We start from the raw sequence: 25,846 nt of genomic DNA, 5'->3' as shown, positions 1-25,846 counted from the left end.
TAGGCACGCCGCCAGCGTTCGTCCTGAGCCAGGATCAAACTCTCCATAAAGGTAGTTCGACTTGCTCATTACTTTGTATTGCTTTAGTTAGAAGCCGAAGCTTCTTAACTGGCAGTTTCGCTCGTTGTTCAGTTTTCAAAGAACAATCTCTTGTCTTTCGTTTCTTGCTTGTCGGCGCTTTGTCTCAGCGGCGACTTTTATAATATATCACGTTCGCCTATCTCTTGGCAAGTACTTTTTTCAACTTTCGACATTTTTTTTAATCTGTCGTTTGTCTCAATATTTCCTCTTCAAAAGCGGCGATTACTAATTTAACACATAGGCTTCTAACAAGTCAAGCCTCTTGCCGAATCTTTTTTGAGCAAAGAAAAAGCCGCTTTCCCATTCAATTGAAAGGGGCAACGGCCACAAGTTCGGTTCAAGGTTACGCACTATGATTGGCTAGTCTATACCGAAGCTCGATAATGCCGGAGTCATCGATTTCCTTCATTACAGCAACCTCGCTAATATAGGAGCGCTTAACAAGCTTCTGCAATAAAAGGGACAAGTCTACATGAAGTACTTTAATGTCTGGATGACTCTGAAGCTCCGCAATGCTCCATGGCTCTGATCTATCCGCTAAAATCTTAAGCAGCAGCGAGCAGCTCGACTTCATCTTATTCATAACCGAGAACTCACAGGCAAGCATAACGAGCTGTACGCGTTGCTCCAGCGTCTCCGGACTTGCAGACAATTCTTCATATAGCTTATAGATTCCCGGATGTACAAGCCGCATCTGCTTCCATACGGTAAGCTCCGGATGACGTCCTTCTTCTATTAATACGATATGCGCCCAATGATGCAATGAAGTTAATACATGACTGTACGCATCAAGCAAGTTGCCGTCAAGCAGATCCTGCTTGGCCTGCAAGTATGTTCTTAAAAATCCTGAGAACTCGACAAGCTGCTTCTGTTCGCGCAAGGAGTGAGGAAATTGAAGCAAGCTCTCACGCACACTGCCCAAATAGCCTTCCCGATCCAACAGAATCTCCCCCCGAACGATCCATTCAATGATACTCCGGTTTTCACCGCTCGATATCCAAGCTTCCAAGCTCTTCTTATCAATCGTTCTAATCCATACGCGTTCGCCTTCGAATTGTACATGCTCACTGCTGTTCTCTATAGTTTCTTTGTCCAATACGGCGAGCACTAACAGGTCCAGTCCATCGATCAAAGGATTGTATGGATACGGATTTTCGATCGCTGCAAGACTGATTAGATCGGTATCGTTGCAGTATTGGCTGTTGAAATGACTTTTTATATGTTCMACTGTTTCCTCCATATAGCTAATCAGATTCCATTAAGCTATAATATTAATCTACGGATTTAATTCTTTTTCGACAAGTCTGCTCTTATTTCCTGCTTCGTCCGAAAAGAAAACAGGTCTCAATTTCATAAGCATAAAGACTTAGGAAGGATTGGAACAATGAATAAGATCTTTTTCAAATCAGCTAAAATAAACGAATTTCGCCTATGGGGCTTAGTCTTTACGCTCGTCGGAATGGGTGTAATGATTCTCGGCACAGCCGGCATTGTGTTCTGGGGACAAGCTGGCAAGATCATTGCCGCAATCTTCATGGTTATTGGCATGATCTCCTTGCTAATCAGCGTCGCTGTCTACTTCTGGGCGGGCATGATGTCAACAAGTGCGACGATGCTTCAATGTCCCGAGTGCGGACGTCCTACGAAGATGCTTGGCAAGACTGACCGCTGCATGTATTGCAAAACGATACTTACGCTTGATCCCGCTCAAGCGACTGCAGAGCCTTCGGAGCAACATTCCTAAACGGCTGTCGCTACGCACGAACCGTTAGCTGCGTTTTTGCGCAGCTCGGTTCTGTGCCGTCCCTTGGCGGCATAAGCTTTCGTTTCGCGTTGAAATATAGGCAGAGGTATAAGAGTGAAACTTATACTTTCCTATATTTTAAGAAAACACCCTTCTCCGGAAGGGTGTTTTCTTGTTCTTATGGTATGATTACGGGCGCTTGTTGAGTGCTTCATCTATGGTTGTCCATATGGCTTCCGTCTGGAATGTTCGCTGCCATGTTGCGACTCCTGCGAGATCATACTTGCGGGCTAACGCAACGCGAGCCTTCATCGACAAGTCATCCTCTATCCATATCCGCATGAGTGCGCCATCCTCTGTATACTCAACGTAGTTTTGCCCCGCCGCTTCATCCAATACGGGCTTCAGTTTCTTATCCGCAATGATTTGCTTCACTTTGTCCATGCCAACCGACTTGGACGACACCTTCACAATACCATCTTCACCTTTCGCTTCGGTCCATATTCTCGTGTATAGAGGCATGCTGAGCACTAACTTATTAGCAGGTACGGCATCCTCCTCCAGAATACGTCGGAGCGATTCTTCGACCCATGGAAGCGATGCGACCGAGCCGGATCTAGGACTCGAAGCCCAATGCTCGTCATAGGCCATTACCATCATATAATCTACAACTTTGGCCAGCGCGGGACGATCCAAAAATAGTGACCACATCTCACTAGTCGAMTTTGGAGTMACATCAATCGACACGACCAGCCCTTGTTCGTGTAGCAGAGGCGTCAGTTCTCTAACAAATTGGACCAAGTTTTCTTTATCGCTCGTTTTCACATTCTCAAAATCAATATTAATCCCTTGCAAATTATACAGCTCTGCGAAAGACAACAGCTGTTGGATCATAAGAAAACGTGTCTCCACCGTGGCGAGTGCAGCTGTCGTCTGTTCCGGCTCGAAGCCGTTGCTGAACAATGCCCACACTTGCATGCCTTTCCCATGAGCCCATTTGACGTAAGCCGGATCGGCCTTTCCATTAATCGTACCTTTGCCGTCCGCCAATTCGAACCAAGTCGGGCTCACTACGTTAACGCCTGGCATAGGTCCGATTGCCGAAGGATTTGGGTTTTTGGAATAAACCGCTTCCCAAGTCATATTGATTTTGCTGCCAAGCACCTTCCAGGCGACAAAAGCAGGCTCGCGGTCCGGTTCAGCTACTCGTTCAATTTCGGTCAGCTTCACATCGCCTTTATTCATATAGCCGATATTTCCGTCCCCGCTCTGCACAATGAACCAGCCATCCTCCTCGCCCCATATCCGAAGCAATTCGTTCAATTCCAGCTTCTGAGTGTACGGCGCTCGAATGGTTGGTTCCGTTCGAATTGCTGCGCCATCGGCATCAGTAGCTTCTGCACGCTGCACCGCATTTCCAGCGACGAGCACGGTTACGATCCCCGTCTCTTCCACATATTCAACCTGCAGACCGTATAGCTCCTGAATCGGCGCTACCGGTATATAGACATCGCCGGCCTCCGTCTTCTCGGCAGCAATTGTCAAGTCAAAAGGCTTGCTATTAACAGTCGCCGTCAAGGAGTCGGTCTTCAGATGCAGGACCTTGTTAGCTGTTGTGAAGATAATGGATCCTGAATCCGCTTCATATCGGACGGGTTTGTCCGGTCCTAACAGCTGTTCAAGAACCGGAAGCGGCAGCTTAATCTCATTATTTTCGATAATAGCGCCTTTGTCAGCTTCCGCTCCGCCTACAATGATCGGGTGCTCCGAAGCGTACTCAGGTTCCGTCTGCTCCCTGTTCGGTATGAAATTCATATATCCGTACCAGCCAAGAACGGCTGCCGCTGCGATAACAAATAACAAAAATATAATTCCGATTCCGCTCTTCCGCTTGCGGCGCGGCGTTCGGCTTTGAGCCGTCTCCAAACCATCACTCTCCTCTATGTCAGTAGATGCAGTATAAACTGAGTTATATACGAATATTGTATCAAAATAGTTACAGCTATGGGCATACTAAAACTTTCCGAAGGAAAGTCTCAGCATCAAAAAAACGTGCAGATCAGCGGAATGCCGCATGCTGCACGTTTCTGTGTGGGTTCATAGCTCTGCTGGTTAATTAACTTGGCTTGCGCATGGAGGACAAACACCGTAAATCTCCATTCGATGTCCTTCAACCATAAATCCCGTTTCACTTGATGCTGCGCGTTCCGCATCGAGTAAAGGCGGGTAATGAAAATCAACGATTGACCCGCATTTCTTGCATATCGCATGATAATGGTCGGAAAGATCGGAATCGAACCGGCTAGAATCATCGCCATATGTCAATTCACGCAATAAGCCTGCTTCAACAAATAAACGCAGATTGTTATATATCGTAGCTACGCTCATACTCGGATAGTTAGGCGAGAGCGCTTTATAAATCTCATCTGCTGTCGGATGCGACATGGAATCCATCAAGTAGCTTAATATGGCGTGACGCTGCGGGGTCATACGGACGCCATTCATTTTCAACTGTTCAAGTGCTTGTGTTACGCTGGCTCCCATTCCCCTCACGCCTTTCTTAGTAATTATTCTTATTACTATTGTACGTTCTTCTTTCGGAATTTGTCAATGAAAGCGCATCTATATCATTGCCCAGCTTTTTTCAACGAAATACTGTTGTTCGCATTAACTTGAATACGGTGTGTTCCCGCCCCTACTGAGCCTCGAATCGTTTTCTTGCTTATATCGAACGGAAAGTCGCTTGCAATGTTTCCAAAAGTTACCGACCCATAGATGGCAAAGTCGCCGACTTCGGGCAATACAAGCCGTATTTCGCCTACCGAGCTGTCCAAATCCCAGTCGCCGCCCACTTGATCGCTGCTCACCTCAATCGATCCATTTAACGTATCCGCTTTGATGGATGCATCCGCTCCGGTTACTTTTATTTTGCCGTTCTTCGTCTCTGCTTCAAGATCTCCGCCAACATCCTGCAGTTCCAAGCTTCCGTTCAATGTATTCGCGTACAGCTGACCTTTGATTCCAATTGCTGCGATCGTGCCGTTCTTCGTCTCGATTGAGCTGTCGCCGTTCACCTCTTGCAACTGAACATTGCCGTTGATCCCTTTAACCTGAACTTCGCCTACGATATGATCGACCTTCACATTGCCGCTGCTGATTCGAATGTCTAAACCGCCCGGAAGCAGCAAGCCTGACACGTCGACCGCGCCTAGCTCCGATTCGATTTTCAGACTGACGGCACTCTCCATCTCTTGTTGCTCATCTTGCATGCTCGTAGTTGAAGGGGCTAGCGGCGTGGCCGTAACATTCGTGCCCGTATCTGTAACATCAGGCGTAACTGCTGTTCCTTCGTCCGTAACGCCAGGCTGATCTGTCGTTATTGGCGGCGGTTCGGCAGCAATTGGCTCCTCGACATACACTTGATCGGATAGCGCCATTGGTATCGTCAACGTCAGATTCATTCTAGGCTTGTGGCTGCCGTTAGCGCCGTAGGCTTGGCCCTTCGTTTCAAAGGCAACCTCGCTGCCCGGCGTTACTTTAACGGTTGATTGTTCCGCGATTGAATCTGCCTCGGCTTGATCCTCCACATCGACCCATACCGTTGCAAGCAGCTCCATTTCCTCGACGTCGCCGGAACGAACGGTAACTTGTCCATTCGGATTCACGATTCGAATAGACGAGATTTGCTCATCAAGCGGTACTTTAACAACCGTCTTATCATAACGGAAGCCTTTTTCTTCCCCATATTCTGAAATGCCGCTTATGTCCACATTCCATTGATCGAGCCATCTAAAAGGAAAGTCGGCATACTGGGTAACTACATAGGCCATTAACGAAATAACAAGCGCAACCGAAATGCCTGCAACGTCGAGTCTTAGCTTCTGCACGATTTTGCGCGAACGAAGACTGTATATAATCATTTCAATACCAAGCATAATAAAGATAACCGGCCACCACTGGCCAAGCAGCGCAATATCGTTGCGTCCTTGGATTTGATCCCACAGGAGCAAAGCGCCCACAGCTACGATCAATACGGCTGCCGTATATCGACCTAGTTTGAACATTGTCACCAACCTCTTTCGCCTAAACGCCAATAATACAACGGCAATTCCTATAATAGCCGGACCTACGCTTAGTTCAGCCAGTTCATTCATCCATGGCAATATAACATCAGGAGGCTTGACCAATAAGAAGAGCAGTCCGCCAGCAGCAGTAAGTGCTATTCCATGCGACAAACCAACATGGATAGGAGCTTCTTCTCCCCGCTCCAAGCTCTGCAACGAATCGTATACGCTCATGAAATAAAACACGGGCAGCATCAGTCCCAAATAAACGATTAGCAGCAGATGCCTGCCGCCATCCGAATCCGCCAACCTTATAATCGCTGTCACATCAATGAAATAACCGACCAGCAGCAGCAGTCCTCTCGGATATTGGCCGGCATAGAGATGGCCCGTACCAGGCAATAGGAAAGCGAGAAGAACTGCCACCCATCTTCTTTTGTTGCGTTTTACTCCGAGCTTACCCAATGCACGCCCTCCAGATGCTTTATATGCTCCAGCAAATCAAACAACGGTTCTGACTTCGGCATTAAAACGTGAAAATGCAGTGCTACTCGCCCGTTTCCGTCGCCTTCACTTTCTTGCAGCAGCATTTTACGAATCACGATCTGCTTGTCGCTGAGCAGTGTGTTAATGGAACGAAGAATTTCAGCCTGATCCGTTGCCTCAATCTTAAGCAATTGCTCCTTCTTCGCACGTATATATCTTTTCTCCAGCTTATTGAATGCCCATAACGTAAGCAGCACCATCACCGTCGTTACCGTCGAAGCGAAGTAGAAGCCTGCGCCTACCGCAAGCCCTATCGCCGACACGACCCATAGCGACGCAGCTGTCGTCAGACCGGTAATTGATTTCCCGGTGAATAATATCGTACCCGCTCCGAGGAAGCCCACGCCTGTAATAACAGCCGCGGCTAGCCTTGCAGGGTCAACACGGACATTCGGCTCGTCGACGAACGCCGAGAAACCGTATATGGACAGCATCATGAGCAAACATGAGCCGAGACAGACGAGTATATTCGTTCGCAATCCGGCGGCATGCATCGACTGCTCACGCTCAAAACCAATAAGTCCGCCAAGCAGCAAGGCAAGCATAAGACGTAAAAAAATATGAAGTTCGCTAATGTACCATGGGTTTTCAATTGGATTCATGTTCGATTCATCCCGACCTTTCTACACGTTATTGTAACATAATTGTATGCCAACCATCGTCCATACAGGCTAATACAATCATAGAAAAAGGCAGGCCGGGTGCTCCTTAGAGCTCCACAACCTGCCTTCTTGCTTATCATTACACTTGCCGCAAATATAATTCGCCGGCTTATTTCAGACGTTCAATCAGCAGCTTATTAACAAGCGCAGGATTCGCCTTGCCCTTCGTTTCCTTCATAATCTGGCCAACGAGGAAGCCAATAGCCTTATCCTTGCCTGCTCTATAATCTTCAACCGATTGCGGATTCGCTTCGACAATTTGATTCACGATGCCAACGAGCGCGCCTTCGTCGCTAATCTGAACGAGGCCTTGCTCCTCAACGATCTGCTGCGGCAGCTTGCCCGACTCCAGCATCGACTTGAACACAGTCTTGGCGATCTTGCCATTGATCGTACCTTTCTCAAGCAGACCGATCATCTCGCCAAGCCCTTGGCCGGTAAGCTTAACAGCATCCAGCTCTAGGCTGTTCGCGTTCAAGTAACCAAGCAGCTCGCCCATAATCCAGTTCGATACCGCCTTCGAGTCCTTCGTGTAGCTTAGGCTTTCCTCGAACAGATCAGCAAGTTTCTTCGATGAGGTGATTACTTCCGCATCGTATGATGGCAAGCTGTAGTCTGTTGTATAACGCGCCTTACGCGCATCGGGAAGCTCAGGAATGGTGCTGCGTACCGATTGCTTCCATTCCTCGCTAATATGCAGGCGGACGAGATCCGGGTCCGGGAAGTAACGATAGTCATGCGCTTCTTCCTTGCCTCGCATCGAGAACGACTTGCCTTGCGCATCGTCGAAGCGGCGCGTCTCTTGAATAACTTCGCCGCCGCTGTCGAGAATCTCAGCTTGACGGATTTGCTCATATTCAAGACCGCGTTGAACGCCGCGGAACGAGTTCATATTTTTAAGCTCGGCGCGCGTGCCGAATTTCTCTTGCCCATAAGGACGCAAGCTGATGTTGGCATCGCAGCGCAAGCTGCCTTCTTCCATCTTCACGTCCGATACGTCGCAATATTGCATGATGGCCTTCAGCTTCTCGAGATAAGCTTTGGCTTCCTCAGGCGTGCGGATATCCGGCTCGGACACGATCTCAACGAGCGGCGTACCGACGCGGTTGAAGTCGACAAGCGACGCATAACCGCCGTCAACGTGAGTCAGCTTGCCGGCATCCTCCTCCAAGTGAAGGCGCGTAATGCCGATTCGCTTCGTCTCGCCGTTGACTTCAATATCGATCCAGCCGTTCTGACCGATCGGCTGGTCGTATTGCGAGATTTGGTACGCTTTCGGTGAATCCGGATAGAAATAGTTTTTGCGGTCGAACTTGCTGACGTCAGCAATCTCGCAATTGATCGCCAAAGCGGCTTTCATCGCGTATTCAACCGCTTGGCGGTTCAGAACCGGCAGTACGCCGGGATGCCCTAAGCATACAGGGCAAGTATGTGTATTCGGCGGTGCGCCGAAAGCTGTGGAGCAGCCGCAAAAGATTTTGCTATTCGTATGGAGCTCCACATGGACTTCCAGCCCGATCACCGTCTCGTATTTGGTTGCTTCAGACATTCGTATCGATCCCTTCGTAAACGTATATAACCGCTTATCGCTCGCTTTCGCTTATAGCTGCGGACGCATTTGGTGATGCTCGGTTTGCTGCTCGAATGCATGCGCGGCGCGCAGCACTGTCGATTCGTCGAACGCTTTGCCGATAATTTGAAGCCCGATCGGCAACCCGTCAGCTATGCCGCATGGTACGCTGATCGCAGGAATGCCAGCAAGACTGACTGGAATCGTACAAATGTCGTTCAAGTACATCGTAAGCGGATCGCCGACTTGCTCGCCGATACGGAAAGCAGGCGTCGGAGCCGTAGGACCGATAATAAGGTCGAACTTCTCGAACACTTGGTCGAAGTCCTGCTTGATGAGCGTCCGAACCTTCTGCGCCTTCAAATAATAAGCGTCATAATAACCGGAGCTAAGCGCGTAAGTGCCCAACATAATACGGCGCTTCACTTCAGGACCGAATCCTTGGCTGCGCGACTTGCGGTACATATCGATCAGGTTGGCCGCGTCATCTGCACGGACGCCGTAACGTACGCCGTCGAAGCGTGCCAAGTTCGAGGAAGCCTCCGACGATGCGAGCAAGTAGTAAGTCGCAATCGCATAATCGGTATGCGGCAGCGATACTTCTTCCCACGTTGCGCCCATCGATTCGTATACTTGCAGTGCCTTCATAACGGCTTCCTTCACGCGCGGATCGATGCCCGCTCCTAGATACTCCTTCGGTACGCCGATACGAAGCCCCTTCACATCACCGGTCAATGCCGCTGTGTAATCTGGAATATCTACGTTAGCGGATGTTGAATCGCTTGCATCATACCCTGCGATGGCTTGCAGTACGTAAGCCGAATCTTCAACGTTTTTGGTCAATGGACCGATCTGATCAAGCGATGAAGCGAATGCAACAAGACCGAAGCGCGATACTAAGCCGTAGGTCGGCTTAAGGCCGACGATACCGCAATAAGCTGCAGGCTGGCGAATCGATCCGCCTGTGTCGGAGCCTAGCGCAAAGTATACTTGTCCTGCCGCAACCGATGCAGCAGAACCGCCGCTCGAGCCGCCCGGCACATAGTCCGTGTTCCATGGATTGCGCGTTGGGAAGTAGCTCGAGTTCTCGCTGGAACCGCCCATTGCGAACTCATCCATGTTAAGCTTGCCGATCGTCACGGATTGCGCAGCTTTTAGCTTGCGAACCGATGTTGCATCGTAGATCGGATTGTAGTTGCTTAGGAATTGGCTCGCGCAAGTCGTAAGCAAACCATCCGTTACGATATTATCCTTAATGCCCGCAGGCAAGCCGAACAATAGGCCGCGCTCTCCGCCCTCTTGCAGTTGCTTGTCCAACTCTGCCGCTTGCTGCTTCGCATTTTCTTCATTTAATGTAATGAACGCTTTGATTGCAGAGTCCGTCTCCGCAATTCTCTTGTATGAAGCATCGACCAGCTCAGTGACCGATAGCTCCTTGTTGTTCAGCTTGTTATGTACGTCCTGAAGGCGCAAATCAAACAATGCCAACAGTAGTTCCTCCMTTCAAAATAAACCATTCTTATTATTCAAGCACCGCAGGCACTTTAATTTGTCCGTCTTCCTCGTCTGGCGCGTTCAGAAGAACTTTCTCAATCGGCAGCGATTCACGCTGCACGTCGTCGCGCATTACGTTCGTAATCGGCAGCACATGGCTGGTCGGTTCGACATTGTCGGTATCCAGACTGTTCAGCTTCTCCGCATATTTCAGTATCGCGTTAAGCTGCTCGGTGAATTGCGATTTCTCCCCGTCGGTCAGCTCAAGCCGCGCAAGCCTAGCTACATGCTCGACATCTTGTATCGTTATGCTCATAGGTGCATGATCCTCTCTCAAAGGTTTAGATGTTGCTTATCCTGCAATCATTCTTCCTATTATAGCTTAAGACCGCGAATAACATCAACGTTATGGCATGATGAATAGAAAGACCGCTCAGCCCGTTAATCAAATAACGGACGAAGCGGTCTTCTGTGTCTCTAAATCCAAGCCTTCAAATTAATCTGGCGTATGAAGTCCGCAGGGCTAGCCGGTTCGGTGCTTGCCGTCTCGGCTTCCTCTTCCTCCGCTTCGCCCTTCATAATCCGATTGAACAACTGCTCGTTGTGAGTAGCGAGCGCATAGTCAATGAGAGCCTCTCGTTCAATCCGATCGATCTCCTCTTGGATAAGCACCTCTTCAAGCTCAACGTCCTCGTCCGGAACTAGAAAATTACGATTCGCCTTCGGCACTCGCAGCACATAGTCGAATACGTTGTCTGCGTTACGGTCATAAGCAATAATATAGCCATAATCCCCGACGGGTAAATTTTGTTCGAAATGGTCAGCCACTATGACGACCTTTGTGCCTAATTGTAGCATCGTCCTCAACTCCTGTTTCATCGCCGCTGATTCTATCACTATTATCCTACTAAAAAATAATAGCGGTGTCCAATCGCGAGATAGAGAAGCTGCTGGAAATTACGATTTTTGCTAATGGAGCATGGTTAACGCCTTATCAATCTATGGCAGGCGATGCCCGGAGTACACCGATCGCAGCTATAAGCGCTGCAGCTATTACAATAATGCTGCTTACGAGCGACCACCCAAAATCTGCTGCTGCTGTTCCGTACTCGATATTCGCCGCCAGCTTCGAGGCGTAGCCTCCAAGCGCACCTGGACTCCAGCCTGCCTGCTTCGGCAGCAAGGACGCAAGCAAGGTAATGAGCGCCGCAAGGCCAAGTGAAGAGAAGGCAGCTCCTGCCGGACTGCGAAGCAGCGTGCTGAACAATAACGTAAAGGACATCACGACCGTAATCCATAAGCCGTATACGAGGACGCTTGTTATAATCTGCATAGGCGGCACTGAACCGATTAACAGCCCCGTATAATACCATGCACCCGCGTATCCTAGAGCCAATGAGCCCCAAGCAAGAATTAGCATAGCTAACCACTTCGACAATATAAACGAGGTGATCGTTACCGGCTTCACAAGAATAAGCGATGCTGCCCCGCTATTCCTCTCCGTCGATACCGTTCCCATAAATACGAGTACAAGTACGAGCAAACCCATCGTCCCGAATTGCGACAGCGTCCCAGCCATTACACTCGGCGCGCTCGGCAATGGTATGTCGATAACCGCACCTTCGGGAAGATTGCCCGCTTGTTCCAAAATGACCGGCATGTAATAATTCGATACCGGCTGCATAATGCCGAGCAATAGAAACACAAGCGGTACCCAAATAAGCTTGAGGCTGCGGACAAGCTCGAGCAGCTCCTTCTGAATCATTACGAATAAGCGCATTATTGGGACACCGCCTTCATGAAGAGATCTTCTAGGGTAGAATGGCCTACCTTCATATCCAACAGCTTAATGTTCTCCCTCGCAAGCTCTTCAAGCAGCAATTGCCTTGCTGCTTGTACCTCGGACACCTGAATCCGCCCTTGATTAGCAGTTACTTCTATCTCATCAATCAAATCGGCTAAATTTTCACTCGAGGGCGTTGACACTGATCCTTCGCGCCTCATCCGTTGCTTCATTCCAGCAAGCCATGACTGCGAGTGGGCATCATTATCTACCGTAAGCTCGATAATCGGCCTGCGGTTCTCGTTCTGAATGGCGGCAATCGCTCCTTGCAGGGCGATTCGTCCATCGCGAATAATGATGACGTCATCGCATAATGCCTCGGCATCGTGCAGCACATGCGTAGAGAACAATACCGTTGTCTCCTGCTTCAGTTCGCGAAGCAAGCTCAGCACTTCACGCCTGCCGACTGGATCAAGCGCTGATACCGGCTCATCCATTATGAGCAGCTTCGGACGATGAATAAGCGCTTGGGCAAGGCCAAGCCTTTGCTTCATGCCGCCGGAATACGAGCCGATTTTTTTGCCGGCAGCCTTAGATAGTCCTACTCTTTCCAGCAGATTCTTGGCAGACGACTTCGCCTCCGTTGAAGCGAGTCCGCATAGCCTGCCTGCATACACGGCATATTCATATCCCGTCATCCAATTATAGAAGGATGGCGACTGCGGCAAATAACCAATCAACTCACGCTGGCTGCCGCCTTCTCGTATGCCTTGAAAGCTAATTCGTCCGCTCGTAGGAGCAAGCAGTCCGGCAATCATACGAATGGTAGTCGTCTTCCCTGCCCCGTTCGGACCGAGCAAGGCGACGCAATGGCTTTCTTGAATAGCGAAACTCATGTTTGTTACAGCTGAGAAGCTGCCGAACGTCTTGGTCAGCCCCTCCGCCTTCAGCAATACGGTCATCGTCCGTCTCTCCTTCCGAAGAGGAAGAATGCGATTGGTCCGAATAAGCTAACGAACACGATGATGAGAATCCACATAAGCTTTGGCCCTCTCGTATGATCCGCCTTAATACACAGCACAAGAGCGATTACCATTAAGACGAACTGTATAACGAGAATCGGCGCAATAATGGGCAGAAGGGTGGACAAATCCATCGTTTCATTCATATTGTTCATGCAAAGCACCTCCAAATTTTTTAATCGTCGTTACCTTTACTGCGGTTAAGCCAACCGCTGCGGATAAAGATCCAATAGAAAATGAGCGGCAGCGGAAACTGAATCAGCCCCCACAACGCCCAAAACCATGGAAGACGCTCCCGTTTGCGAGCATCGATAAACAGCCAAGTTGATTGCGTACCTAGGATGAGCAGCAGGAGCAACCAGAACCATACCGACTCCAGCATCATCTGTTCCATCGATGACTCACCTTCTTTTTGCCGAACATGACAGCTACATAACCTACTGCGGCGCATGCAATAACGGCCTGCAAAATCGCGAACCACACGATATCCCGCTCCAGCACCCACATCATGCCTCCAAACAGGAAGCAGCCGATCAGCCAAAGCAACAGTAATTCCTTCCATTGCTTCCGGCGTATTGCTTGCTTATGAGCGCCTACTAGCGCCTCGAATTCGAACCGTTCAGGCGTATAGGGTTTATGCGCATCATCGAACTGCTTAAGGGAATTTCCAATGCGGCTATCGAACCAGCGCTCATCGTCAGACCCTTTGTTAGGATTGTCATTATCCATTGTCGCCCAACTCCTTCCGTAACTGCTTCAAACCGTTATGCAGCCTTGATTTCACTGTGCCGACTGGCAGATCGAGCATGCTTGCAATTTCCTCCTGGGCATAACCGTAATAATATTTAAGCAATACGGCGATTCGTATATCTCCGGCCATGCGCCCGATAGCGTCAAGCGCTTCCGGCCAATCGCCGAGCACCGTCTGCGTCTCGTAACGAATCGCTCGGAGCGTCTGCTCCTCTTGCACCCATCTGCGCTCTCGCTCCTTGCTGCGAAGCCGATCGACATAAATACGGGATGCAATCGTAATGAGCCAAGTCGAGAACTTTGCTTTTCCTTGAAAACCACTGATCTTCTCAATCGCTCTTAGCATCGTCTCTTGCGTAACGTCCTCGGCATAGCTTTTGTTCATCGTCAGCTTAAGCACATATTGATATAGGAAAGAATAATGCTGCTGCAGCAACTCCGAAAGCGCGTGGGAATCGCCGCGAGCTGCTTTGCGTATTAGACCATGCTCATCAACCACTACAACGCTTCCTCCTTCTCTCTATCTATAGCTTTGACGCTTCAGCTGCCCATTTCGTTCACTCGTCATGAAAAAAACTGCGAAGGATTATTTTTCCTCGCAGTTATTCGTTATACGTATATTGTTATTTGGATGTCCTGCGACTATACCAACGCCATGCTTCTTCCACCTTAGTCTGCTCCAAACATGCTACCCGGTAATCGAATGGACTTCCCATCGCCTGCACGGACAACGTAAGCAATTGTTTGCGCATCTGACTGCGCGAGCGCTTCATCCGCATCACAACGATCTGCGGACGGCGGATCAAATACGTTGACCTACCGATAAACCTTCGTCTTAACGTGAGCTGCCCATTCTCCAGGAGAAGACCTGCCGACTTGTAGCATGCATATCGCCAGCCCAGTACGAGAGGTAGCAATATAAGCGACCAAAGCGCAGCGGCTTTAAACAATACGATGGCTGCCGCACAGAGCACGATTGTTATAAGCAGTGTGCTTCTTACATAATAGAGAAGCGCGCGCTTAGGCGCAGCGGCATATGCCGCATTGGGAGTGTCCTTTATCTGCGGCACGAACGCTTCTAGCAGGAGCGGAATTTCTGCCCGCGACAAGTAAGGGTGCAGCATCAATTGCTCGTTTTTGTCCGAGGATACGATTTGAAGTTTCACCTCGGCATGGCCCAAAGCTTGGCGAAGCAGCCCTTCTTTCACGATAACCGCCTGCACCTTCTTCGGATCGAATAAAAAAGTCTTTTTCTCCAGCAAACCATAGGACACCGATATTTCCTTGCCTACTCTTCTAGCTGTATAGCCGCTGTACTTCAATATGTAGAGCAGAATGGAAAGCACCCAGGCCGCAGCAATGCCCAGTAGGACGATAACGCCGATTAAGAAGTAACCTGGCATTAGACTCGTCGAGTCTTCGACGACATTTTCGAAGAAATGATCAGGCAGCAGCGCTTGAACGAAATCATCTGCGAATGAATACAGACCCGCTGCAAATGCCGCAACAAGACCAAAGTTCATCGATGTCGCTGCCGCCTTCAGCAGCTTGACTGCATCAAGACGAAACGCTGCGTCGTCGCGATCTGTCTCTGGATCTACCTGAGTACTGTTCCGTTTCTGGGCAGCAAGCTTGTTAGATAAAGCCTGAACAGCTTCCTCTCCTTGCGGCAGTTGCCGTACTTCATCCGCCTCCAATTCTTGATGGTGCAGAACAGTGTCATCAGCAGGTATCTGACCGCGAAGCACAAGCCGGATATGATTGGCTTCGCTAACCGATAGGGCAGGCAATATCCCATCCGCCTTCTTATTGCCGCCAGGCGTCTCGATCTTCACCTGTGCCACGCGAAGCAAGCGATGCACAAGCTGCTGCTCTACGTTAACGGAATGAATGCGGGTGAAATAGATCGTCTTCTCATCACGGAAGAAGACACCTTTACGAATGATGATGCGATCCGCTTCCACCCAAAATCCGAATTTGCGCCATTCCAAATATCCAAGCACAAGCAATAACGCGGCCAAAGAACCGCCTCCCGCATACCAATACCAGTCCAGCTCCGACCACGCCGTCCCTTTAACCAAAGCAATCAGGAGGAGCGGAATAAAGCCTTGGATCGTATTCACAAGCGCAAAAAACACATATACGGGATGCAGCTTGCGGCGCTGTATCTCACTCATCCTGATCGTCCACCTTCGCCAGCTTGCCGATTCGCTGCTTAAGCTGCTGCGCTTCTTCCAGCTTCAGCCCGCTTATCTTATGCGTTGTCGCGGCCGTCACTACCGAGACAGCAGCGAGATCAAACTTGCGCATAAGCGGTCCGCTCTCCAGCTCCACATGCTGCACCCTCACCATCGGAACGAGCACATTGCTTATGAAGATAAGCCCAGATCGTATTTCCAGCTCATCCTCGAACAACTCATATTGAAACCTCGCATACTTCGCTTTCGGTATAATCCATGTAAAGAGAACAAGCGATAAGAGCAAGAGCCCTATACTTATCCATACCGGAATAAACGTCCAGTCCTTCCATAACGCTAATAACGAATAAGTAATAATGATGAGCAAAAATACGCCATTGGTTATCATTTCGCTAATCCTGTACACCTTGATGTAGTCGGGATGCAACCGCTTTGTCAGTTCATTGTTCATAGCAAGACTCCTTCTTCTTAAGGAAGTACGATGAGCCCAAGCTGCGTTCGCGTCAAGGCCCTCGCTCCTTCCGACTCTACAAGATAGCTGTTCTCTACACCGACGACGCCAAGCCCCGGCAACGTAAACTTCGGCTCGACGGCGATAACCATACCTTCTTGCAGCGGTATATCGAACCCTTTGGCTAGTACAGGCCACTCGTCGATCTCAAGACCGATGCCATGACCTAGAAACTTAGCTCGATCAGCCCCATAACCCATGAAATGATCGGCCAATCCCGCTGTCTCTGCGCCAGTAAGCGCATTAGCATATAACTGCGAGCATATAGCTCCCGGAATCATACTCTTCTCCGCTTCCAGCAGCAATTGCTCCGACAATTCATAGGCCTTCATTAGCGGATCGCTCAGTTGTCCGATGACTGCCGTCCTCGTCTGATCAATGACATAACCATCGATGCAGCAGCCAATATCGATAAGTATTGGCTCATTGCGGTTAACCGCCATCCGGCTCACGCTTTGCGGAGAGGCAGCGCCAAGTCCCAAGCCACCGGCAGGACCGTCGAAGTAAGAGGGTACAGCTGCTGCCGCCCCCGAAATAACCATGCCGGTCGTAATCTCTTGATTATAGCCGCGCATTCTCATCAGCCCGATGTGACCGCGCTTCCTTAGCTTATATTCAAGCGAAGCCATCCATTCCAGCTCCATTACGCCTTCCCTCAGCTCGCCGAGCGCTTCCTCCAGCGATTCGGATACGGCTAAAGCTGCCTGCTCAATGCGGCTAATCTCCCAAGGCGACTTGATCATTCGGAGCGTACGAATGATCCCCGAGCCATCGATCAGACGGCAACGATTCGGCACTCCTAGCAGCTCGGCTAGCTTTAAATAAGTTTGAGCGGGCAGCACGTCAAGATCACAAGCAATCTTTGGCAGTTGGTCGGCGCCTAACAGCTCAGGATAATCCTTCTCGATAGTAGCCCTCAGCTGCTTGAAGCTGCCCAGCTCCCGCACGCGCAGCGGCGTCTCCTGCCCTGCCCTCCATAAGCTGCGCTTCACATAGAAGGACGGCTCGCCGTGAACCGGAACAAATAAGTAACCGTTCTGCATCGAGCCGCTCAAATAATAAATATCAACGTTTTGCGTAACCAGATAAGCATCTATATGTCTTGCTTGCATGGCTAATTGCAGCTTTCTAATTCGCTCCTGCACCAGCTCGGCTGGAATATCCATGGCTATATGTAAGTTGTTCATACGTTCCGTATTCAGCTCCTAACTCGAATTCCCTCCCCTTATTAGACCAATTTTCCAATTTTGCGTCAACCTGCTAAGAGCTCAGCGGCCCCATTTATATACCATTCCAGGAGTATCTAAAGATAGTTCGAGGAAAGGAACAATATCGTGTACAAGTTGCTGCTAATAGCCCTTCATCCGCAGATTTGCGAGCATCGCTCGCAGCACCGCATCCCGCGTCCATCCAGCATGCACATATCTGTAATCGCCTCCGGGACATCCTCAAGACAACCTGCGTGGAACGTCGTCATACTGCCGGAGTGTCACGAATTTCCGCATGGATGATACGCCTTTGCGACTGGCTAAGCGCAAGCTTTGGAATTTTTATATGGGGATAACTATGAGATTTAATCAAATTCTCCTCTACCACTCGTTTATACATAATTTATCCCAACCTATTTGCTTCTATTGGGATTAAATAAATAGATAGAAATAAATAGGAAAGAAACTGTTAGACCCTCCCCCAAATTTTCCAAACTCTAGACAATCCACGACTGAAAGACTAGACTAATTAAAACCATGATATTACATACGGAGGACTACTGAATGATTACAATTGGAATAAGAGCAACACCTAAAAAAGTTTACTACAGTATCGTTGATGGCAAAGACATTGATGACTTTGATATCATCAGCAATGATTCACTAGTTATCCCAATAGCACTTGATATCCCCCGTTCCTTGTCTTATATCCGAACAAATTTCCTATCAATATTAAAAGAATATAACGTTGAATATGCAGGAATCCGAGTATTAGAAGGTAACTCACCAACGAAAGACATGTTCAGAATGAACTTAGAAGGAGTTCTGCAAGAAATGTTAGCCTATTCAGAAGTAAAAAAATATTATCTAGGGAGATTATCCACTTTTGGAATGCATTTAGGCTACACTTCAACAGCGGTAAAAGACTTCATTGATAAGAAAAACGATATTCTTGATATCCCCGATTGGAATACAATTAAGGACAAAGAACAACGTGAAGGTTTAATTACTGCAATTGCAGCTTTGTCAGTTGGGAAAGGTGACTAAAATGCCAAAAGCACCAAAAGCTCCTATATTGCCTACTTTCATCGATTCATCGATTAAGTTTGAAAAAATCAAACGTATTGGAGAAGATGAAGGCAAAAATTCAGAAGTATATCTGGCCAAGGACCTTCAATTAGATGCAAATATCATCGTTAAACAAGTTAAAAAAAGTGATATTAAAAATCCTGATGAGTATTTTGAAGAGGCACGACTACTATATGAATCTAAGCATCCACATGTAATGGAGATTCATTATGCATCTCAGGATAATGACCATGTTTATTTTTCAATGCCATATTTAGAAAATGGTTCAATTCAATCCATTATTGATAATCGCTTTCTGTCCGTTAAAGAAATTATTCGATATGCATTAGACTTTTTAACTGGGTTGCACTACGTTCACACCAAGAGGTTAGCACACTTTGATATCAAACCCTCCAACGTATTGCTTACACAATCAGATACGGCTATTCTAACTGACTTCGGTTTAGCAAAACACATCAATATGCATGGAGTAGCTGAACAGAAGAAAATGTATCGCAGTCATATTCCTCCAGAACGGTTTTTTTCAACGTCAATGACCGTACATGCCGATATTTATCAAGTCGGACTAACGTTATATCGCATGTGTAACGGAGATGAAATGTTTTACGGAACTCACGACATCTTCAATATTCCTATTGAAGATGCAAGGGACTTAATTCTTGATGGAAAGTTTCCAAATCGTCAAACTTATTTGCCACACATCCCGTCAGCTTTGCGTAAAATAGTTAATACAGCGCTAGAAGTTGACGAAACTAAGCGATATGACAATGTAATAGAAATAATGAATGACCTGTCCGAAATTGACAAAAGCTTAAATTGGTACTACAATACCGATAAGGGAACAAACGTTTGGACACTTATTGAAGAAACAAGTTTAAAACAATTAGAGCTAACTCAAAACCAACAAAAATGGGTTGTTGAAGGTAAGAAGACAATGAAGGCAAGTAACAAAACAACTCGCATCAAAGATTGGAGTTTTGAGGCAAAATCTAAAGATGATGTGTGGAAGAAAATCCAAAGAATCATCAGTAAAAACTAATAAGGGAGGGATACCAAAATGTCACGAACTACCCACAAACCTCCAACAACACGTGGACAATTGGGGAATCCCTTCCCCAAAGAAACTAAATATAAACGCTTAGTTGAAAGTGGTGCTATTGATTTAAGAAATAACTCCACTTATAAAGATTTAAACAATGGGTACATAGAGATAATACCCATCGACCCATTAAAAAGATTTAAATCAAAATAAATTTCATTCGGTAAATACAATACTTACTTAAAGCGAGTGAAATCGCTACCTATCTTTAATTATCGAAGGGTCTCCAATTGGGAGGCTTTTCTTTTTTGTTTAACCCAATCAGCGAGGATTCATTAAAATCCATAAAAGAACCAACACCCATCGGGAATTGGCTTTCACTAATTTAAATTTACACAGTCAAAGCTCAGCAATGGATAGTAAGTGCTTTCGACGATACATAAAATGCTCAAACTCCAATTGATGGAACATAAGCTTAACTGATGTTGCTCATCATATTAATGAACTACATCAACTCATATAAAATGAAATGTAACCATACATAAACCACACATTTAATTGTATCAATTCATTTTCTAACGTATGAATCTATACAAACCTCACTAACGAGTATTTTAAATATCAAAATCAATTGTAATCATCAGTGTTAATATGGATGAATAGTTGCTTTGATTTCCTGTTCTGCTTCAATCTATCCCTCCATGTACTACTTTTTGTTGTTAATCTTATCTATCCTGTTAATAACAGTGTCAGGCTTATCACTAAAGTACTCGATAAACACTTTTGAATAGTCAAATTAAATAAACACTCGTTATGCCCAAATGGACCGAGTGTTTAGACTAAACATATTTATTATTAATGCTCTAGTCTAGCATCATATTCAAGTAGTACCATTCCTTTTCTTGAAACCATTCGAACCCCACGTCCTTCTTAAAATGTAATGTTCTGTCTCTACTTTTATCTTTCCATTTACCAGCCCAACTTGGAATAATGGGATTTTCATTAATGTACAAAGTACCATGACTGATACTCACACAATCAGCATGACCAGTATGTTGTCCATTCATATAATAAGGATTATCAGTTAAGCATAAAAATCTTTTCACTACAAAATCTTCAAAATCTAAAAGCCTTTCAATGTCTTTTAGCACATCATACATATCATTATCTGTTGCACGATTCGATGATTTTTTGAAGCATTTCAGTTCAACAGCTGCTTTGAAATCGTTGTAATAACAAACAATATCTACGTTCTTGGACTGATAAGAATGCTCCAATTCAACCGTAAAAAAATCTTCTTTGTCTAAGCACATTAATTCACCCAAACTGTTAATCAATGATGCAAAATGGAGCTGCATGGACGATTCTTTGTTCACTTTGATGCGACCAAGCGAAAGCCTATTAATAAAAATACTCCAAGCTAAATTAAGCACGTAATTTAAGCGCTCTTTATGCTCAACTGGAACATTTATCATTAACATCATCCTATCTTATTGTTTCTTCAATACTTTGTAGTAGTGGCTCAATAAAATCGTCAAAATCATTTAACTCCAAATCATTTCCATAATGGTAAAGAGGAAACTTCTTCGCATCATTAGGATGCTTTTTAGAAAGCGAAACCCAATTTAAGGGCTTGTCTTTCTCAAATCCAGACCAGTTTGATGAAGACAATACAATAAGGCATACTCTCTCAGGAAGTAAACCAAATGCATCCACCTTTTTATTATAAATTTCCTGCCACTCATTACGACTATAACCCATATCGATTTTCATTTCTAATACATACTCAACTTTACCATTTTTCATAATCAATATATCAGGTCGTTTTTTTCGAAAAACTTTCTCCATACCTAATTGAAAACCTTCAACATTTTTAAGAAATGAAGACGTATACAGACCAACAGATTCAGTAAAGAAATCAGAGAGTGATGGTTTCTTATCTCGAAGAATTTTATCATTATACTCTCGGCTATCTCGGTTCGCATAGAACATTCTTGTTACGAGAGCCTTAGATATCAACTTTTCTTTAATAACAAGTTCCTTGTTCATCTGAATGAATTTTTCAATTTGCTCACCAGCGTTAAGTAAGCAATTATACTGCTCTCTCATACCATCAGAAATTGATTGCTCTATTATGAGTAGGTCTTTCAATAACTACACCTCTTTCACAACGTATTTGACTATTATAACAAATTTTGAATATCAATCGTTGCTTTTAGGTCAAGGTATTATAATGGAGGTGAGACTGATGACAGATAAAATTTCTCCACAAGCAAGAAGCCGTAATATGAGCGTTATTCGTTCAAAAAGAACTAAAATTGAAGATAAGTTTACAAAAGAACTGTGGAACCGTGGAATTCGTTTCAGGAGGAATGTTCATAATTTAAAGGGCAAGCCTGACATTGCAATAAAAAATATAAAATCGTCATCTTTTTTGACAGCTGCTTTTGGCTTTCATGTGAAATACATGGACACGTCCCAAAATCAAATTCAGACTATTGGATTGCAAAATTCGAACGCAATAAGCAAAGAGATGCTGTAACAACTCAATATTACAAAGAGAAAAATTGGAGTATCCTACGGATATGGGAACACGACATTAAATTTGACTTTAACCATGTCATCAATAGCTTGATTGAATTTATCACAACGACAATGAATTTTTGTAAAGCCATATAAAAAAGCTAAGTCTCACCAACACGTGGACTTAGCTTATTATTTCACCAAAATATTTCAGTCATATTTCTGACCTTTTAATACAGTATGACACTTTTGACATTCAACTGTACATTTACGCTCATACTCTAATTTGTCTGATGATGATAAGCTTGATGGATATGTTTCAATTTCTATTACAAGCATTAGCCCACCACAGGAACAGTTAAACATTCAATGTCCCTCCTCGGATTTGAATAAGCATTTAAATATATCATCAATCATACCCAACAGCAGTTTCCAATATTTAAAGCAGACATGATTTGCAGAGAGTCCCTCAATGGTTGGATTACTTACCAAACCTTTTTCATATTCAAATGATTTAAATCCTGGTAATACCCCATCATGCTGAACAGCATCCCGCATCTTTCTAAGGTCAGTTATCCAATTTTCATTATTAAGATAAATATGACAAAGCTCTGAGTAGATTTTTTGATGTTGAGGATTTTTTATGAATCTAAACATATCACCATTGGTATTGATATTCTTTTTACCAATTACAGATGATATGAATTTTGCCAAAACATCTAATGTCACTCTAATTCGAGTCACAAACGCTTCAAATTCATACCTTAATGGTAAATCGTCCAGTTCAACAATGACATTTCCTCTAACTGGACGATGCATTAATACTTCTTCTTGAAAAAGTAATCTTAACCTATAAAGAAATTGCCTCTTATGATAATGACAAGCATGAAGAGCATCATCAATATCATGTAAGTACTTTGCCGTTTCATTAGAAATCATGTTGGTTTCATTAATACGTGGAATTATTGAATTCATGAGAATCAATATTTGATTAGAAAGCTGCTGTGGTTTTCTCATCTCAAATTTCGTTTTCATACCAAACAACGGGACAACTAGATTACCACACTCATCTTCTAAACTTGAATTCAAGTTTATTTGAGAATAACCTTGATTTCTTTCAGTTACTGGCGACTCGTCAGGCAAACAACATTCTTTTAGTAAGAAATCGCTACCACATGGACATGGCTCATCCGGTCTTAACTTCATAAAATTATGCCAGTTGAGCCAATACTGGCTCCATATAGCTATCCAAGAACTCTTCTGTGATTCCTTTAATTTTTCGCCTCTTAAACAAAGCATACATCTCTTCTACCGCACTGTATGAGAAGAATCTAGCGTTCAACGATTGGAATTGTGGACGCGATGCTTCTCTAAATACTTTTTCTCTATCTTCATCTGGCGCAATAATAACGTAACGAGTTGGAAATGGCGGTAACGCATCTTGAAGCCCCTTCATTCGAGTCAAACCACTCGTTACACCTGTACTATGCTCTACCTCCATAACAGCTGGCATTAGTTTCCCATTTTTAAACCAAATGCAATCGATGAGCAATGCCGCTTTTTGTGCCTCATGAAATGAAGCCATTATATTCTCTTCTTTCTTCAGTGAACCAATGACTCCTTCCATCTCACCAATTTTTTGATTTTTATAAACAATGCCTTTATCGTTTTGGGCAACCCAAGTTTTAAATCCTAGATGCTGTCCAATTTCAATGAGTGCAACTTGCATTTGGCTATGCCTGCGTTTCATTTCAATGTCCAATTCAGGTGTTTGAAATTCATCTGGCAATACCAACGAATCATAAACAATCTCTGTATTGGGTACTTCTGAGATGACCATATCCACTTCTGCTTTAACCATAACATTTGGAGCATGGGGATTTTCTGGACACCACATCAAATGTTTATGACCTGGCTTTATTTTTGTATTAGAACTGATGCTCTCAATACGACCTGGATAGCAATAGTAAAATTGAGGCGTATGAGCAAGCAAAGCTTCCAGAACGGAACGAGTATTGTAGCTGCCACCAAAGATTCTATCTACATTAACTGGATGATTTGGAGAAAGCGCATTAGCAAGTCTCCAAATCATTTGTGTAGAAATCGATTCTTCTTTAGCATTATTCCACGTCTCACCTTTATTAGGACGAATTCTTTGAATAACAATAGGTCCTTCTGGCTTGATTACATTAACAATTTTTATTAATGTTGGAGTTTTGCTATGGACGTAATTATAAATATTACCTTTTGGCAATAATCCAATTTCATGGACAAGATTAGCTGCGGTTAGTTTGCTCATTCTGTTCCACCTTCAAAAAGTCTAGAATAGTTTCAGCAATTCCTTTTGATGCTTCAAAAGGAACACCATTCCCCACTGTCTTGAATGCGTTTGATAACGTGATGTTTGGAGGTAGTTCATATTCCTTTGGTAAGCTCTGCAATGCTAATGCTTCAGCAACTGATAAACGACGAGCTTTATATGGGTGTAAGTGAACTTCATTATTTCCATACGCTACTGTTGGGGATGGTCTCCATCGATGCAGACGCTTGTAAGACTTTTTAGAGTCATCACCCTCAGGAATGACTAAGAATTTCGCCAGTCCTGCTCTAGGTGTAAAATATTGATGAGCATTGGGGTGATTCTCTACATCATTTTTCTTGAACCAATAATCAACAGTCAAATCTTCACTAATGCCTTCTGGTTTTTCACGTTCTCCATCTTCAACAAATGTTTCCATTCCAGACCATGGCATTGCGTTAATATCTTCAATACGATATTTCAAATGCTCTTCCCAAGGGAAAATGTCTGTCAGTGATTGATTTTCTTCAAGCCCAATCCCTAGATTTTTCAATACGCTTTCTTGGAAGCCTATTAATATGATACGTTCACGTTGCTGTGGCGCACCATATTCAATTGAATTAATCAAACGTTCAGTAGTCAAATACCCACATCCATGCAATTTCGTTTTCATCTTTTCATAAAATGCACGATGCTTGGTAGTTCTCCAAAGCCCTTTTACATTCTCAAACAAAAAGAAATCAGGCTTTTGCTCACAAATTAAATCTACATATGTAGCAGATAACTTGCCGTTTTCTCCTTCATGTCCTCTATTCTTTCCAGCAACAGAGAAATCAGGACAAGGAGGACCGCCAATGAATCCAACTAGTTTTTTTTCATTTTTTGTTTTATTAATAAGTCTTGAAAGGGTCTCGCTTTCAGCCTCTTGTTCGAACTCAGTAATGTCACGTAAATGATATCCATACTCTGGTTCTGGAATACCCATGACTCTGCGTGAATGCATATATGTCTCCATAAAAGGGCGATGATACTCGTTTACGAACGCGACATTAAATCCAGTTTTTTCAAAGCCTAAATCCAAAAAACCCGCGCCAGAAAAAAATGAAAAAATAGTTGGTGCATTATTCATGGTTGTTTACCCTACCTCAAATCAAATTTCGACATAACGAATTAATGTTCGCCATTTAGTTCGTATTTTCCTGCTTCCTAGACATTTAATCATAACAAAATAAATAAGCGTTGACCAGTCGAAACCAGTCAACG

General features: G+C 45.2%; 28 protein-coding genes. 5 read left to right on the top strand and 23 right to left on the bottom strand.

Annotation, left to right across the window (positions count from 1 at the left end):
• Positions 1–424 precede the first annotated feature (424 nt).
• A complete protein-coding gene (locus AC1DF0_RS25245; protein ID WP_477575922.1) occupies positions 425–1,321 on the bottom strand; it encodes a nucleotidyltransferase-like protein in 897 nt (298 codons plus the stop codon).
• A 144-nt stretch (positions 1,322–1,465) separates the two neighbouring features.
• Here AC1DF0_RS25245 and AC1DF0_RS25240 point away from each other — a divergent pair, with 144 nt between their 5' ends.
• Positions 1,466–1,825: a YgzB family protein gene (locus AC1DF0_RS25240; RefSeq protein WP_337100860.1), complete on the top strand. Its 360-nt coding sequence runs from the start codon at positions 1,466–1,468 to the stop codon at positions 1,823–1,825.
• A 189-nt stretch (positions 1,826–2,014) separates the two neighbouring features.
• Here the strand turns inward: AC1DF0_RS25240 and AC1DF0_RS25235 are convergent, their stop codons facing one another.
• The 17 genes from AC1DF0_RS25235 to AC1DF0_RS25155 form a co-directional block, all read right to left on the bottom strand.
• Positions 2,015–3,751: a glycosyl hydrolase family 18 protein gene (locus tag AC1DF0_RS25235; RefSeq protein WP_477575920.1), complete on the bottom strand. Its 1,737-nt coding sequence runs from the start codon at positions 3,749–3,751 to the stop codon at positions 2,015–2,017.
• Between the two features lie 186 nt (positions 3,752–3,937).
• A complete protein-coding gene (gene perR / locus AC1DF0_RS25230) occupies positions 3,938–4,369 on the bottom strand; it encodes a peroxide-responsive transcriptional repressor PerR (protein WP_337100862.1) in 432 nt (143 codons plus the stop codon).
• A gap of 83 nt (positions 4,370–4,452) precedes the next feature.
• Positions 4,453–6,354, bottom strand: coding sequence for a DUF4097 family beta strand repeat-containing protein (locus AC1DF0_RS25225; protein ID WP_477575917.1), 1,902 nt, complete (start codon positions 6,352–6,354; stop codon positions 4,453–4,455).
• A complete protein-coding gene (locus AC1DF0_RS25220) occupies positions 6,336–7,028 on the bottom strand; it encodes an MgtC/SapB family protein (RefSeq protein WP_475824521.1) in 693 nt (230 codons plus the stop codon). The genes AC1DF0_RS25225 and AC1DF0_RS25220 overlap by 19 nt, the downstream gene beginning before the upstream one ends.
• A gap of 178 nt (positions 7,029–7,206) precedes the next feature.
• Positions 7,207–8,646 carry an Asp-tRNA(Asn)/Glu-tRNA(Gln) amidotransferase subunit GatB gene (gatB, locus tag AC1DF0_RS25215; RefSeq protein ID WP_477575915.1) on the bottom strand — a complete coding sequence of 480 codons (1,440 nt, stop codon included), beginning with the start codon at positions 8,644–8,646 and terminating at the stop codon, positions 7,207–7,209.
• 51 nt (positions 8,647–8,697) lie between these two features.
• Positions 8,698–10,155 (bottom strand): Asp-tRNA(Asn)/Glu-tRNA(Gln) amidotransferase subunit GatA, encoded by a 1,458-nt coding sequence (gatA, locus tag AC1DF0_RS25210; protein WP_477575913.1) that lies wholly within the window; start codon positions 10,153–10,155, stop codon positions 8,698–8,700.
• A gap of 34 nt (positions 10,156–10,189) precedes the next feature.
• Positions 10,190–10,477: an Asp-tRNA(Asn)/Glu-tRNA(Gln) amidotransferase subunit GatC gene (gene gatC, locus AC1DF0_RS25205; protein ID WP_337100866.1), complete on the bottom strand. Its 288-nt coding sequence runs from the start codon at positions 10,475–10,477 to the stop codon at positions 10,190–10,192.
• A 161-nt stretch (positions 10,478–10,638) separates the two neighbouring features.
• Positions 10,639–11,019 carry an ATPase gene (locus AC1DF0_RS25200; RefSeq protein WP_477575911.1) on the bottom strand — a complete coding sequence of 127 codons (381 nt, stop codon included), beginning with the start codon at positions 11,017–11,019 and terminating at the stop codon, positions 10,639–10,641.
• A gap of 136 nt (positions 11,020–11,155) precedes the next feature.
• Positions 11,156–11,941: an ABC transporter permease gene (locus tag AC1DF0_RS25195; RefSeq protein WP_477575909.1), complete on the bottom strand. Its 786-nt coding sequence runs from the start codon at positions 11,939–11,941 to the stop codon at positions 11,156–11,158.
• The gene (locus AC1DF0_RS25190; protein WP_477575907.1) at positions 11,941–12,906 is read right to left on the bottom strand and encodes an ABC transporter ATP-binding protein; all 966 of its coding nucleotides are present in this window, start codon (positions 12,904–12,906) and stop codon (positions 11,941–11,943) included. The genes AC1DF0_RS25195 and AC1DF0_RS25190 overlap by 1 nt, the downstream gene beginning before the upstream one ends.
• The gene (locus AC1DF0_RS25185) at positions 12,903–13,121 is read right to left on the bottom strand and encodes a PLD nuclease N-terminal domain-containing protein (RefSeq protein WP_477575905.1); all 219 of its coding nucleotides are present in this window, start codon (positions 13,119–13,121) and stop codon (positions 12,903–12,905) included. Before AC1DF0_RS25185 ends, AC1DF0_RS25190 begins: the two co-directional genes overlap by 4 nt.
• 20 nt (positions 13,122–13,141) lie before the next feature.
• Positions 13,142–13,360: a sigmaY antisigma factor component gene (locus AC1DF0_RS25180; protein WP_477575903.1), complete on the bottom strand. Its 219-nt coding sequence runs from the start codon at positions 13,358–13,360 to the stop codon at positions 13,142–13,144.
• Positions 13,348–13,695, bottom strand: a complete 348-nt coding sequence (locus tag AC1DF0_RS25175; RefSeq protein WP_477575901.1) for a YxlC family protein — start codon at positions 13,693–13,695, stop codon at positions 13,348–13,350. Before AC1DF0_RS25175 ends, AC1DF0_RS25180 begins: the two co-directional genes overlap by 13 nt.
• The gene (gene sigY, locus AC1DF0_RS25170; protein ID WP_477575899.1) at positions 13,688–14,215 is read right to left on the bottom strand and encodes an RNA polymerase sigma factor SigY; all 528 of its coding nucleotides are present in this window, start codon (positions 14,213–14,215) and stop codon (positions 13,688–13,690) included. The genes AC1DF0_RS25175 and sigY overlap by 8 nt, the downstream gene beginning before the upstream one ends.
• Before the next feature lie 124 nt (positions 14,216–14,339).
• Positions 14,340–15,893, bottom strand: coding sequence for a PH domain-containing protein (locus AC1DF0_RS25165; RefSeq protein ID WP_477575897.1), 1,554 nt, complete (start codon positions 15,891–15,893; stop codon positions 14,340–14,342).
• A complete protein-coding gene (locus tag AC1DF0_RS25160; RefSeq protein ID WP_477575895.1) occupies positions 15,886–16,365 on the bottom strand; it encodes a PH domain-containing protein in 480 nt (159 codons plus the stop codon). The genes AC1DF0_RS25165 and AC1DF0_RS25160 overlap by 8 nt, the downstream gene beginning before the upstream one ends.
• Before the next feature lie 17 nt (positions 16,366–16,382).
• The gene (locus AC1DF0_RS25155; protein WP_477575894.1) at positions 16,383–17,612 is read right to left on the bottom strand and encodes a M24 family metallopeptidase; all 1,230 of its coding nucleotides are present in this window, start codon (positions 17,610–17,612) and stop codon (positions 16,383–16,385) included.
• A gap of 585 nt (positions 17,613–18,197) precedes the next feature.
• Between AC1DF0_RS25155 and AC1DF0_RS25150 the strand changes: the two genes are divergently transcribed.
• Genes AC1DF0_RS25150 through AC1DF0_RS25140 form a run of 3 tightly spaced genes read left to right on the top strand, consistent with a single transcriptional unit; the run spans position 18,198 to position 19,974 of the window.
• Positions 18,198–18,680, top strand: a complete 483-nt coding sequence (locus AC1DF0_RS25150) for a hypothetical protein (RefSeq protein WP_477575893.1) — start codon at positions 18,198–18,200, stop codon at positions 18,678–18,680.
• Between the two features lies 1 nt (position 18,681).
• Positions 18,682–19,761 (top strand): serine/threonine-protein kinase, encoded by a 1,080-nt coding sequence (locus tag AC1DF0_RS25145; RefSeq protein ID WP_477575892.1) that lies wholly within the window; start codon positions 18,682–18,684, stop codon positions 19,759–19,761.
• 18 nt (positions 19,762–19,779) lie between these two features.
• Positions 19,780–19,974, top strand: a complete 195-nt coding sequence (locus AC1DF0_RS25140) for a hypothetical protein (RefSeq protein WP_477575890.1) — start codon at positions 19,780–19,782, stop codon at positions 19,972–19,974.
• Positions 19,975–20,624: 650 nt separating this feature from the next.
• On the opposite strand, the gene AC1DF0_RS25135 is transcribed toward AC1DF0_RS25140, so the two are convergent.
• Complete coding sequence (locus AC1DF0_RS25135) at positions 20,625–21,236, bottom strand: hypothetical protein (protein WP_477575888.1); 612 nt, start codon at positions 21,234–21,236, stop codon at positions 20,625–20,627.
• A 10-nt stretch (positions 21,237–21,246) separates the two neighbouring features.
• Positions 21,247–21,912 (bottom strand): hypothetical protein, encoded by a 666-nt coding sequence (locus tag AC1DF0_RS25130; RefSeq protein WP_477575886.1) that lies wholly within the window; start codon positions 21,910–21,912, stop codon positions 21,247–21,249.
• 97 nt (positions 21,913–22,009) lie between these two features.
• Between AC1DF0_RS25130 and AC1DF0_RS25125 the strand changes: the two genes are divergently transcribed.
• Positions 22,010–22,303, top strand: coding sequence for a hypothetical protein (locus AC1DF0_RS25125; protein ID WP_477575884.1), 294 nt, complete (start codon positions 22,010–22,012; stop codon positions 22,301–22,303).
• Between the two features lie 347 nt (positions 22,304–22,650).
• Here the strand turns inward: AC1DF0_RS25125 and AC1DF0_RS25120 are convergent, their stop codons facing one another.
• The 3 genes from AC1DF0_RS25120 to AC1DF0_RS25110 are packed head-to-tail and all read right to left on the bottom strand — an operon-like array spanning position 22,651 to position 25,712.
• Positions 22,651–23,490, bottom strand: coding sequence for a hypothetical protein (locus tag AC1DF0_RS25120; protein WP_477575882.1), 840 nt, complete (start codon positions 23,488–23,490; stop codon positions 22,651–22,653).
• Between the two features lie 4 nt (positions 23,491–23,494).
• Positions 23,495–24,583: a restriction endonuclease gene (locus AC1DF0_RS25115; RefSeq protein ID WP_477575880.1), complete on the bottom strand. Its 1,089-nt coding sequence runs from the start codon at positions 24,581–24,583 to the stop codon at positions 23,495–23,497.
• On the bottom strand, positions 24,561–25,712 hold the full coding sequence (locus AC1DF0_RS25110; protein ID WP_477575878.1) for a DNA cytosine methyltransferase: 1,152 nt from the start codon (positions 25,710–25,712) through the stop codon (positions 24,561–24,563). The genes AC1DF0_RS25115 and AC1DF0_RS25110 overlap by 23 nt, the downstream gene beginning before the upstream one ends.
• Positions 25,713–25,846 lie beyond the last annotated feature (134 nt).

It is taken from the genome of Paenibacillus sp. 05T425 (assembly GCF_056396205.1).
This window is presented reverse-complemented; position numbering and strand designations above follow the sequence as displayed.

Coding starts and splice junctions, on each gene's coding strand:
- AC1DF0_RS25185 (WP_477575905.1), bottom strand. CDS start 13,121: ATGAACAATATGAATGAAACGATGGATTTGTCCACCCTTCTGCCCATT.
- AC1DF0_RS25140 (WP_477575890.1), top strand. CDS start 19,780: ATGTCACGAACTACCCACAAACCTCCAACAACACGTGGACAATTGGGG.
- AC1DF0_RS25175 (WP_477575901.1), bottom strand. CDS start 13,695: ATGGATAATGACAATCCTAACAAAGGGTCTGACGATGAGCGCTGGTTC.
- AC1DF0_RS25180 (WP_477575903.1), bottom strand. CDS start 13,360: ATGGAACAGATGATGCTGGAGTCGGTATGGTTCTGGTTGCTCCTGCTG.
- AC1DF0_RS25155 (WP_477575894.1), bottom strand. CDS start 17,612: ATGAACAACTTACATATAGCCATGGATATTCCAGCCGAGCTGGTGCAG.
- AC1DF0_RS25125 (WP_477575884.1), top strand. CDS start 22,010: ATGACAGATAAAATTTCTCCACAAGCAAGAAGCCGTAATATGAGCGTT.
- AC1DF0_RS25190 (WP_477575907.1), bottom strand. CDS start 12,906: ATGACCGTATTGCTGAAGGCGGAGGGGCTGACCAAGACGTTCGGCAGC.
- gatC (WP_337100866.1), bottom strand. CDS start 10,477: ATGAGCATAACGATACAAGATGTCGAGCATGTAGCTAGGCTTGCGCGG.
- AC1DF0_RS25110 (WP_477575878.1), bottom strand. CDS start 25,712: ATGAATAATGCACCAACTATTTTTTCATTTTTTTCTGGCGCGGGTTTT.
- AC1DF0_RS25160 (WP_477575895.1), bottom strand. CDS start 16,365: ATGAACAATGAACTGACAAAGCGGTTGCATCCCGACTACATCAAGGTG.
- AC1DF0_RS25165 (WP_477575897.1), bottom strand. CDS start 15,893: ATGAGTGAGATACAGCGCCGCAAGCTGCATCCCGTATATGTGTTTTTT.
- AC1DF0_RS25115 (WP_477575880.1), bottom strand. CDS start 24,583: ATGAGCAAACTAACCGCAGCTAATCTTGTCCATGAAATTGGATTATTG.
- AC1DF0_RS25195 (WP_477575909.1), bottom strand. CDS start 11,941: ATGCGCTTATTCGTAATGATTCAGAAGGAGCTGCTCGAGCTTGTCCGC.
- gatB (WP_477575915.1), bottom strand. CDS start 8,646: ATGTCTGAAGCAACCAAATACGAGACGGTGATCGGGCTGGAAGTCCAT.
- AC1DF0_RS25240 (WP_337100860.1), top strand. CDS start 1,466: ATGAATAAGATCTTTTTCAAATCAGCTAAAATAAACGAATTTCGCCTA.
- AC1DF0_RS25135 (WP_477575888.1), bottom strand. CDS start 21,236: ATGATAAATGTTCCAGTTGAGCATAAAGAGCGCTTAAATTACGTGCTT.
- perR (WP_337100862.1), bottom strand. CDS start 4,369: ATGGGAGCCAGCGTAACACAAGCACTTGAACAGTTGAAAATGAATGGC.
- AC1DF0_RS25145 (WP_477575892.1), top strand. CDS start 18,682: ATGCCAAAAGCACCAAAAGCTCCTATATTGCCTACTTTCATCGATTCA.
- AC1DF0_RS25200 (WP_477575911.1), bottom strand. CDS start 11,019: ATGCTACAATTAGGCACAAAGGTCGTCATAGTGGCTGACCATTTCGAA.
- AC1DF0_RS25120 (WP_477575882.1), bottom strand. CDS start 23,490: ATGAAGTTAAGACCGGATGAGCCATGTCCATGTGGTAGCGATTTCTTA.
- AC1DF0_RS25150 (WP_477575893.1), top strand. CDS start 18,198: ATGATTACAATTGGAATAAGAGCAACACCTAAAAAAGTTTACTACAGT.